General features: G+C 67.7%; 12 protein-coding genes and 2 pseudogenes. 12 read left to right on the forward strand and 2 right to left on the reverse strand.

Features of this window, described 5'->3' with window-relative positions; genetic code table 11:
- From P3H15_RS51670 to P3H15_RS51715, 10 genes and pseudogenes are all read left to right on the forward strand, one after another.
- The coding region (locus P3H15_RS51670; protein ID WP_276144436.1) for a hypothetical protein at positions 1-314 on the forward strand (314 nt) is incomplete at its 5' end.
- Between the two features lie 21 nt (positions 315-335).
- Positions 336-533, forward strand: a complete 198-nt coding sequence (locus P3H15_RS51675) for a hypothetical protein (protein WP_276144437.1) — start codon at positions 336-338, stop codon at positions 531-533.
- A gap of 68 nt (positions 534-601) precedes the next feature.
- Positions 602-1,978 (forward strand): rhodanese-like domain-containing protein, encoded by a 1,377-nt coding sequence (locus P3H15_RS51680; RefSeq protein WP_276144438.1) that lies wholly within the window; start codon positions 602-604, stop codon positions 1,976-1,978.
- 134 nt (positions 1,979-2,112) lie between these two features.
- Entirely contained in the window at positions 2,113-2,280 is a 168-nt protein-coding gene (locus P3H15_RS51685) for a hypothetical protein (protein ID WP_276144439.1), read from the forward strand.
- A gap of 39 nt (positions 2,281-2,319) precedes the next feature.
- Positions 2,320-2,589: a metal-sensitive transcriptional regulator gene (locus P3H15_RS51690; RefSeq protein WP_276144440.1), complete on the forward strand. Its 270-nt coding sequence runs from the start codon at positions 2,320-2,322 to the stop codon at positions 2,587-2,589.
- 163 nt (positions 2,590-2,752) lie between these two features.
- Complete coding sequence (locus P3H15_RS51695; RefSeq protein ID WP_276144441.1) at positions 2,753-3,526, forward strand: sulfite exporter TauE/SafE family protein; 774 nt, start codon at positions 2,753-2,755, stop codon at positions 3,524-3,526.
- Between the two features lie 252 nt (positions 3,527-3,778).
- Positions 3,779-3,898 (forward strand): annotated as a pseudogene (locus tag P3H15_RS51700) (sterol desaturase family protein); the annotation flags it as partial.
- Between the two features lie 84 nt (positions 3,899-3,982).
- Positions 3,983-4,300: pseudogene (locus P3H15_RS51705) on the forward strand (DUF3703 domain-containing protein); the annotation flags it as partial.
- 140 nt (positions 4,301-4,440) lie between these two features.
- Positions 4,441-4,725 (forward strand): hypothetical protein, encoded by a 285-nt coding sequence (locus P3H15_RS51710; RefSeq protein WP_276144442.1) that lies wholly within the window; start codon positions 4,441-4,443, stop codon positions 4,723-4,725.
- A complete protein-coding gene (locus P3H15_RS51715) occupies positions 4,725-6,200 on the forward strand; it encodes a multicopper oxidase family protein (RefSeq protein WP_276144443.1) in 1,476 nt (491 codons plus the stop codon). The genes P3H15_RS51710 and P3H15_RS51715 overlap by 1 nt, the downstream gene beginning before the upstream one ends.
- Positions 6,201-6,666: 466 nt before the next feature.
- On the opposite strand, the gene P3H15_RS51720 is transcribed toward P3H15_RS51715, so the two are convergent.
- Complete coding sequence (locus tag P3H15_RS51720; RefSeq protein ID WP_276144444.1) at positions 6,667-6,963, reverse strand: helix-turn-helix domain-containing protein; 297 nt, start codon at positions 6,961-6,963, stop codon at positions 6,667-6,669.
- Between the two features lie 56 nt (positions 6,964-7,019).
- Here P3H15_RS51720 and P3H15_RS51725 point away from each other — a divergent pair, with 56 nt between their 5' ends.
- Both P3H15_RS51725 and P3H15_RS51730 read left to right on the forward strand, forming a co-directional pair.
- Positions 7,020-7,100, forward strand: coding sequence for an SHOCT domain-containing protein (locus tag P3H15_RS51725; RefSeq protein ID WP_276144446.1), 81 nt, complete (start codon positions 7,020-7,022; stop codon positions 7,098-7,100).
- A 197-nt stretch (positions 7,101-7,297) separates the two neighbouring features.
- Complete coding sequence (locus P3H15_RS51730) at positions 7,298-8,716, forward strand: DUF2252 domain-containing protein (protein ID WP_276144445.1); 1,419 nt, start codon at positions 7,298-7,300, stop codon at positions 8,714-8,716.
- A 163-nt stretch (positions 8,717-8,879) separates the two neighbouring features.
- Here P3H15_RS51730 and P3H15_RS51735 read toward each other — a convergent pair whose 3' ends face one another.
- The gene (locus P3H15_RS51735; protein WP_276144447.1) at positions 8,880-9,236 is read right to left on the reverse strand and encodes a hypothetical protein; all 357 of its coding nucleotides are present in this window, start codon (positions 9,234-9,236) and stop codon (positions 8,880-8,882) included.
- Positions 9,237-9,433: the final 197 nt, after the last annotated feature.

Raw genomic sequence — 9,433 nt, forward strand, 5'->3', positions numbered from 1 at the left:
CTCATGGTGAACTCCTTGATCCGTGGGGATGGGTACCAGAACAGACGGAGGAGAACGGGAAAGGACGCACGTTGGCAGCAGCATCGGATGCCTGCCACGTCGAATGCATCTCAATTGGCCAACTGGACACCGAGCGGCCATCCCAGCGGAGACTTGGCCACGAGTCTCGAGACCGTCAGATGCGAGCTCCGCGGCGCTTCGCCCTGATGAAGTGCATTTTGATCTGCTGGCCTTCCGAGTCGGATCGGCGGCAGCCGGGGAACATCCCTTGCCAGCAGGGCAAAGAGAACGATCAGGGCGCCGCAGGTGTCTGATCCGAGCACGGGAGGCTGTCGTTGAGCAACACCATCATTCTCGATTCCGTCTTCGACCCGTTCGACGTCACGCGCACGCGCGTGATCTATGCCGAACTCGCCATCCCCGGCGATCCAGGGTTCGACGACCTTGCGTCGATTCGCCGCGGACGCGGGCAAGGTCAGTCTGAACACGTGCCCCTCTCGTCTACTCCGTCACATACCCCCGGGGGTACTTGAATACCCCGGGGGGTATATGTCACGGTGATTGTCATAGACGGAAACCGGATCCGAGTGGAGGTAGCCGGATGATTCTCGAGCAGTACTACATCGAATGTCTGTCGCACGCGTCGTACCTGATCGGCGACGAGGGCACCGGGCGGGCGATCGTGGTCGATCCCCGCCGCGACATCACCGACTACCTTGCCGACGCGAACCGCCACGGGCTGACCATCGAGGGTGTGATCAACACCCACTTCCACGCGGACTTCGTGTCCGGGCACCTCGAGTTGCTCGACGCGACCGGCGCCTGGATCGGGTTCGGCGAGGCCGCCGAGACCGACTATCCGATCCGGCGCCTGCGTCACGGCGAGCACGTCGACCTCGGTGAGGTCGACGTCGAGGTCCTGGCCACCCCCGGGCACACCTGGGAATCGATCAGCCTGCTGGTCCGTGAGCGGCCGCAGGCACCGCCGACCGCGGTGCTGACCGGAGATTCGCTGTTCATCGGCGACGTCGGCCGCCCCGACCTGGCCAACCTCGGCGACGGCACCACCACCGACCTCGCCCGGGCGATGTACTCCACCCTCCACGACACCCTGCTGCGGTTGCCGGACACCGTCACGGTGCTGCCTGCCCACGGGGCCGGCTCGTCCTGCGGGAAAAACCTGTCGACGGAGCTGACCTCCACGATCGGCGAACAGCGGCGCACCAACCCGTCCGTGCAACCGATGAGCGAGGACGCGTTCGTCGCCCTGATCACTGACGGTCAGCCCGCGATCCCGGCCTACTTCGCCGACGACGTCACGCTGAACAAGACCACCCGCCCCCTGCTCGACCAGCACCGCCGCATCCCCGCACTGGCCGCCGCCGGGTTGCGTACCGAACTCGCCGCCGGCACCCGGGTCCTCGACGCCCGCACCCCCGACGACTTCGCTGCCGGGCACCTGACCGGGTCGGTCAACGTCGGGTTCGACGGCCGCTTCGCCGAAACCGGCGGGATGGTCGCGGACATCGGTGCCCGGATCGCGCTGATCACCTACCCCGGGCAGGAACAGGACGCGGCCATGCGGCTCGCCCGCATCGGCTCCGACCACGCCGCCGGCTACCTCAACGTCGACGCCGCCGACTTCCCCCCGGAGTTGACCGACCTGGTGCAGGCGGCACCGCGCACCACGGCCGCGGAACTGGATCGGTTGCTCGCCGCGGACGCCGTCACCCTGATCGACATCCGCAACCCCGGCGAGCGGGACGGCGGAGTCATCCCGGGTGCCGTGCCGATCCCGTTGGCGCAGCTGCGTACCCAGATCGACGAGCTGCCCACCGACCGTCCGCTCGTCGTCCACTGCGCCGGTGGGTGGCGGTCGAGTGTCGCTGCGTCGCTGTTGCGCGCCCACGGACTCGAGCACGTCAGCGACCTCGTCGGTGGCTACCACGATTGGGCCGAGCATCGGGCCGCCACCTGATTCAACGGATCGACCACCGTCCCCGACAACGGGAGCATCCCGCGATCGTGGATCCCGTTCCCCTCGACGCAGCCCTCGGTGCGTCGATACCCGAATCCTGTTGCCCAAGAAGAGAAATTCAGAGGAGAACGATCATGTGCTATCCGGTGACCTGCGCGACGTGCGGGAAGACGACCTGGGGAGGCTGCGGCCAGCACGCCGACAACATCATGCGAGCCGTGCCCGCACCCCAACGGTGCACCTGCACCGAACACGCCGCACAGTCCAAGCCGGGCTTCTTCCGCACACTCTTCGGACACTGACACCCGACCGCACAGCGGTCCCCACGAGAGGATCACCCCATGGTCGGCGACGACGACACCATCGCCCAGGTACTCAACCGGCTGCGCCGCGCCCAAGGACAGCTCGCCGGAGTCATCACGATGATCGAAAACGGCCGCGACTGCAAGGACGTGGTCACCCAACTCGCCGCCGTCTCCCGAGCCCTCGACCGCGCCGGATTCAAGATCGTCGCAACCGGACTACGCGAATGCCTCACCGGCGACGCCGCCGAAGGCAAGGAACCGATGACCGAAGCCGAACTCGAAAAACTCTTCCTCGCGCTCGCCTGACCCCGCCCGCGTCCCGGACAAGTGCATTTCGGGCGCCTCGGCGCCTGCCGAACACCGACGTGCCCGTCCCCCAGACGGGCAACCTTGCGCTGCGATCACCACCCTCCGATCGCAGGCCCGACATCCGTCGGCTCACCCGACCGGGCCAATCGAAAGGAGGATCGTGACCCTGGCAGTCGCACTCACCCTCGGGGCGATCGTCGGTGTCCTGCTCGGTCTGCTCGGCGGTGGCGGATCGATCCTGGCCGTACCGGCCCTGGTCTACGGTCTCGGACTCGACATCGAACAGGCGATACCCATCTCGCTGATCGTGATCGGCGCCGCCTCCGCGGTCGGCGCCGTCCCCAAACTCCGCGCACACCGGATCGAATGGCGCCTCGCCGGTATCTTCGCCGCGGCCGGCATCCCCGCCACCTTCGTCGGTAGTGCCGTCGGCCGGCTCCTACCGCAGCCTGTCGTCCTGGTCGGTTTCGCCGCCGTCATGATCGTCGCCGGGGTTCGCATGCTCGCCGACCGCGATAGCATCGGCACCTCGTGTCGTGCCAGCGATTCCGGGATCAACTGGCGCCGCTGCGTCTCCCGATCCATCCCCGCCGGATTTGCGGTCGGGTTCTTGACCGGCCTGTTCGGTGTCGGCGGCGGCTTCCTCATCATTCCCGCCCTGGTCCTGATGCTCGGCGTGGAAATGCCGATCGCCGTAGGCACCTCACTGGTCATCATCGTCGCGAACTCGGCTGCCGGGCTGCTCTCGCACCTGAGCGGAGCGAGTATCGACTGGTCGATCACCGGCATCTTCGCCGGCACCGCGATCACCGGATCCCTTCTCGCCGGCCACTTCGGCACCGGCGTCGACACCGGCCGGTTGCAACGGTGGTTCGCCTACCTCGTCTTCACCGTCGCCACGTACATACTGGTCGACGCCACAATCCTGCATTGAGATACTCGCCGGTGACCGGAGCGCTCGCGTCAGCGGATTCACGATTCCTTCACGCCCGTTCCGCCGTTGTCGTCACCACCTCACCCCGCAGAGCTCTCGTGCACAGGGCTCTCGACCGGTGCCAAACTCGAATATACGAGCCGGGAGAACACCGAGAAGTCGTGCACGCGACTCTCCTGACCACCGATGAGGCCGGATCGGCAGCCGAATCGTTCAAGCGCACCGAATCTCTGACCGGCCAGACTCGATCCCATGACCGCGCCCACCCGAACCCACACACCACTGCAGTTGCTCGCCCGGTACGGGTACGTGCCGGTGATGTTGCTCGGGCTCAACGGCGCCGGGATCGCCGCCGTCGCCGCCGGTGCCCCTCACCTGCGGGGTGATCCTGCTGCGACGCCCTGTTCGTCGAATCTCGTTCCGCCGAGTCGACGGAGGGCACGCCATGACCGCGATGCCTACACCACCGAGATGGCCGCCGCCCGTAGCACCACCGAGGACACCGAGCGGTGGAGGCACCTCGAGCGCGCGCACATCCTGTCCCAGCCCCACCCGTGGCCCCACACCCGCAACCACATCACCATGCGCGCACTCGCCCTGCGCCCACACGACCGCCGGGAGGCCCTCGGCCAAGTAGTGCGCATCATCGGCGCAGCCCCGGGGTCCGCTCTCGCCCGCTGCCCAGAGGGCAACACCGGCCGCACCCGCGCCGGGACTGATGACACCCATGCCGATCCCGCCGACCTCGCCGAAACCCTCGCCGTACAGGCGTGACCAACCAGTGCGCTTGAGCAAGACGCCGATCGGTCAGGCACACGTGCACACTCGATCCCCGGCCTATCGTTGGATGTGACGAGGACGACCGGTGCGTGTCACTGCCCGACCAGGTACCTCGGAAGGAAATGAGGCGGGAAATGCCCTACGACAACTGCGGTGGGGGCATGGGTGGCGGCTGGGGTATGTGGCTGTTCGGTGCGCTGCTGCTGGCTGGGCTGGTGCTGCTGATCGTGGTCGGAGGACTGCTGCTGTATCGCGCAACATCTCGACCCGACAGCCACCTCGCGGACCGCACCGGCCGGCACCCCGCGCCGCCGGCGCAGGGCCGGGCCCGCGAGATCCTCGAGGAGCGTTTCGCCCGAGGTGAGATCGACGCCGAGGAGTTCCGTGACCGGCGACGCATGCTCGACGGCGGCGATTGATGGAACCGATCAGCCGCCGCCGCGCACTGCAGCTCGGCGGCCTGGGCCTGGCCGGTGTGCTCGCGGGCGGGCTCGGATTGGTCTGGAAGGGTAGCCGCGGCACCCGATTCGACGCGGCGGCCGGTGCGGAACTGTCCGAACCGAGCGTGCTCTCGAGCACCGGCGGAGAACTCGCGATCGAACTGGAGGCGGCCGAGGGGAACCTCCCGGTTGCCGGGGGCCGGGCTCAGGTCCTCGGGTTCAACGGCGGCGTACCCGGCCCCACCCTGCGTATCCGGCCCGGCGACCGGCTCCGGGTGAGGCTGCGCAACCGCTTGACCGAGCCGACCAACCTGCACCTGCACGGGCTGCACGTCTCCCCGGCGGGCAATGGCGACAACCCGTTCCTGCGGATCGAGCCGGGCCAGGACTTCGATTACGAATACCAGTTGCCCGACACGCACCTGCCCGGGGTGTACTGGTACCACCCGCATCACCACGGCCTCGTCGCCGATCAGATCTTCGGCGGCCTGTACGGGGCCATCATCGTCGACGACCCCGAGCCGATTCCGGTCACCCGGGAGCGGGTGCTGGTGATCTCCGATCTGACTCTCGACAGTGCCGGTCGGATCGCTCCCGCCTCGATGATGGACCGGATGCTCGGCCGGGAAGGCAATCTGGTGTTGGTCAACGGCCAGCACCGTCCGACCGTCACTGCCGTACCCGGCACGTGGGAGCGGTGGCGCATCGTCAACGCCTGCGTCAGCCGCTACCTCCGGCTTCGACTGGACGGGCAACACCTGCAGTTGCTCGGCCTGGACTCGGGCCGCTTCCCCGCGCCGCGGCCGGTCGAGGAGATCGTGCTGGCCGGTGGGAACCGCGCCGACCTGGTGGTGTCCACCACGGCGGGATCGGCGCAGCTGCTGGCGCTGCCAGTCGATCGGGGTGCCATGGGCATGGGACACCCCGGCATGCGTGATATCCCGCCGCGGGGCCAGGACGCGACGGAGACGATCCTCGCCGCAGTGGAGGTCTCGGGTGTTGCCGGCCCGCAACCTGCGCCGCTACCCCCGCAGCCCACACCGCGCGACCTCAGACGCGAAACCGTCGCCGCCACCGCGACGTTCACCCTCGACGCGGGAATGGGAATGGGAATGGGCATGGATGCCGGGGGGATGCGGTTCACGATCGACGGCCGAGAATTCGATCCCGACCGCACCGACCACACGGTGCGGATGGGCACCGTCGAGGAATGGACCCTCGTCAACAATTCCCCCATGGATCACTCGCTGCACCTGCACGTGTGGCCGATGCAACTGCTGCGCACCGGCGGACGGGTGGTCACCGAGATCATCCGCCAGGACGTGGTCGACATCCCTGCCCGTAGCCGGGTGACGGTCCGCGTGGCGTTCGACGATTACCCCGGCCGCACCGTCTACCACTGTCACGTCCTCGACCACGAAGACCTCGGCATGATGGGCGTCATCGAGGCTTGATAACCCACTCCACACCGAGAACGAACTCAGGCGCAGGTCGGGTCAGCGGCAGCGAGGGAGTTGTTGATTACCCAGGCCACGGCTGGAATGCCGGCGCGTTGCAGATCGGCCTGCACGGCGACGTGGGGGCGTTGACAGCCACGGTGTCCGCGCAGGCCATTCAACCCTGACACACCCACATGCGCTTCGCCGTTGCACCGACACCCCTGGCCGGGACCAGAATTCGTGCGGCGATCAAACCAACTGGGGCCCAGGTCAGGTGACCACACCCAGCGGTCCTTCGCCCAGGCGGGGTTGTGGCCGGAAATTACGACTCGTCCGTCAACTCACGTCGACACAGCATGGCCACTTTGGGGAAGGTGCGACGCTGGCTGACAGGGCGGAGGTGCGGGTGCTTCTGATCGCGTCGGGGTGGCGGCGGAGTTGGTCCGGTACGAGGCGCCGATCCGCACCACACACTGACCACCTACGCCGCTCGACCGGATGGGGGTGTTTCGGTCGGCACGGCAGAGCGCCGGTTGACCAGCCGAGCATGACCCCGTCGTCGAGCAGGCCAGAGTGTGCCGCGGTGCAGGTTGGAGATCCGTGGTTGGGTGACGCCGAGGTTGTCGGCGGCTACGGCCTGGGACCGGCCGAAGCGGTCGATCTGTGCGCGGATCGCGGTCATCAGGTCGGCGCGCAGTTGCCGGGTGTAGGCCTCGCCGGGGGTGTTACTGATCGCTTCCCACACGGAGGTGGTTTCGGTGATGTCGTTGTCGTTCATGATGTCTCCTGTGCGTGTGCGTGTGCGTGTGCGTGTGCGTGTGCGTGTGCGTGTGCGTGTGCCTGGGCCGCCTGGCCCAGGGCGTGCTCACCGAAGACGAGTTCAATGCCGAGAAGGCCAAGATCCTGGCGTCGTAGATCCCGCGCAGGGCACCGACCGTGCCCGGGGTGTGCGGGTGCACCGCCGCCCGTCTACTCGGCTCAGCGAAATCCGGGATCGGCCGAGCAGGTTCATCCTCGTCGGATGATCTGCGGTGCGTCCCGGCGTGTGATGCTGAGTGCGTCGCACCGTCACGATCTGTGGTGTCGGCGTGGGTTGCGGAAGGAGGTCTGCGATGTCGAAACCTGCTGGACCTGATCGGGTGGGAGAGCAGCCGGGGCGGGCCGAACGCGCGCAACGTGGGGCGCAGGCCCGCCGGGAGACTCCGCCGGCGGCGCTGGCCGAGCATCATGTCGCCGAACGTCGCGATCCGGTGGGTCTGCTCGAGAGGCAGGCCGCGGACCGGGTGCTCGAACTGGTTCCGATCCGGTATGGGCGGATGTCGGACACGGCCTTCGCGTTTTACCGGGGTGCCGCCGCGATCATGGCCGACGACCTGTCCCACGCGCCGAGCACGGGACTGCGCGCGCAGCTGTGCGGGGACGCGCACCTGAGCAATTTCGGGCTCTTCGCCACCCCGGAACGCAAGTTGGCGTTCGATGTCAACGACTTCGACGAGACCCATCCGGGTCCCTTCGAATGGGATGTCAAACGTCTGGTCGCGAGCCTGGCGGTCGCGGCGAACGCGAACGGTTTCTCCGGCAAGAAACGCCGGAAGATCGTCCGTGCCTGCGCCGCCGAATACCGCGACATCATGGTCCGGCAGGCGCAGCTGGGGAATCTGGCGGTGTGGTACTCGCACATCGAGCCCACGGCGGAGCTGACCGAGCTCCGCGACGAGCTCGGCAAGGCGAAGCAGAAACGTGTCCGCGCCGCCCTGGAGAAGGCTCGCAGCCGGGACAGCGTGCAGGCGCTGTCGAAACTGACCACGGTCGTGGACGGCCGAAGGCGGATCGTCAGCTCCCCGCCGTTGATCGTCCCGGTCGAGGAGTTGTACGCCGCCGGGGACCTCGACGCGTTGTACCACGACCTGCAGAGGCGACTGGGCGCCTACGCCCAGACCCTGCAGTGGGATCGGCGCCCGCTCTACGACCAATTCCGGGTGGTGCAGTTTGCCCGCAAGGTGGTCGGGGTGGGCAGTGTGGGCACCCGCACCTGGATCGTGCTGATGGTGGGGGCGGACGACGGCGATCCGCTGTTCCTGCAGATGAAGGAGGCGAAACCGTCGGTGCTGTCGGCCTACGTCGAGGCCCCTGCGTTCGCGACGGAGGGGGAACGAGTCGTCCACGGGCAACGGTTGATGCAGGCCGCCAGCGACATCTTCCTGGGCTGGGAACGCGGTCCGGATGTCGACGGCGTCGAGCACGACTTCTACATCCGGCAACTGCGGGACGGCAAGGGGTCGGCGGTGGTCGAAACCCAGTCACCGGGACTCATGATGCAGTACGGGCGCACGTGTGCCCGGGCCCTCGCCTACGCACACGCCCGCGGGGGCGACCGGATCGCGATCGCCGCCTATCTGGGGGACGACGTCGAATTCGACGAGGCGGTAGCAGAATTCGCCGACACCTATGCCGAACAGAACACCCGAGACCATGCGGCACTGGTCGAGGCCATCACCGCGGGCCGGATCACCGCCGACACCGGACTCTGACCCGAGACCACACGCGTCCCTCGTCGCACAGCGCACGGTGCCGACCCCGTCACCGACCGGCGGCAGGAACGAGAAGATCGGTGGCGCAAGCATCGGTGCCTCGTTGATCAGGCCCGATGTCGTCATCCTGGACCAGGACTGCACGGCAGTGGGTATCGGCGAGTCAGTCCGCATCGGGCCCTTCGTCGGAGGCCGGTGGGGCCGGCTCCGGTATGCGGATCATGCGGAACGAATTGACCACCCCGACGAGGCCGGCGAGGAGGGGGATGAGCAGGGCGATTTGCAGGGCGTCGGTGTTGATGCGGACGTTTCCGTCTGCGGTGACCGGCGCATGGAGGGCACGCGTGGTCCTCGCGGTTTGCGTCGCCGATTCACCGATCGGCGACGCCGGTCCGCTCGGCGAGCTGCTCGACCACCGCCGGCGGACGGTAGCTCGCGCTGGTGGCTGTATCCCGTCGCTGATCAGGTCGACGAGGCGGAGGTGCGGCTCGATCAGGTGTGCGGCGTCTGCCTCGCTCACCTTGGCCGCAGTGGGCGACGCCGTCCGTGCCGGTACCGCAACCGGGCCAGTCGGGGCAGTACCTCAGGTCACTGAGGGTCGAAATATGTAGACCTCTTGGCGTGGTGTCCAGGTGTGCTTCCCGGCGTCCACGGCCGCTACGACCCGGTTGTTTCCGTCGCGCCACGTGTCCTTGATCAAGGCGCCGTGCGTGATGG

The organism is Rhodococcus sp. T2V (assembly GCF_029269925.1).
GTDB lineage: Bacteria > Actinomycetota > Actinomycetes > Mycobacteriales > Mycobacteriaceae > Rhodococcus_F > Rhodococcus_F koreensis.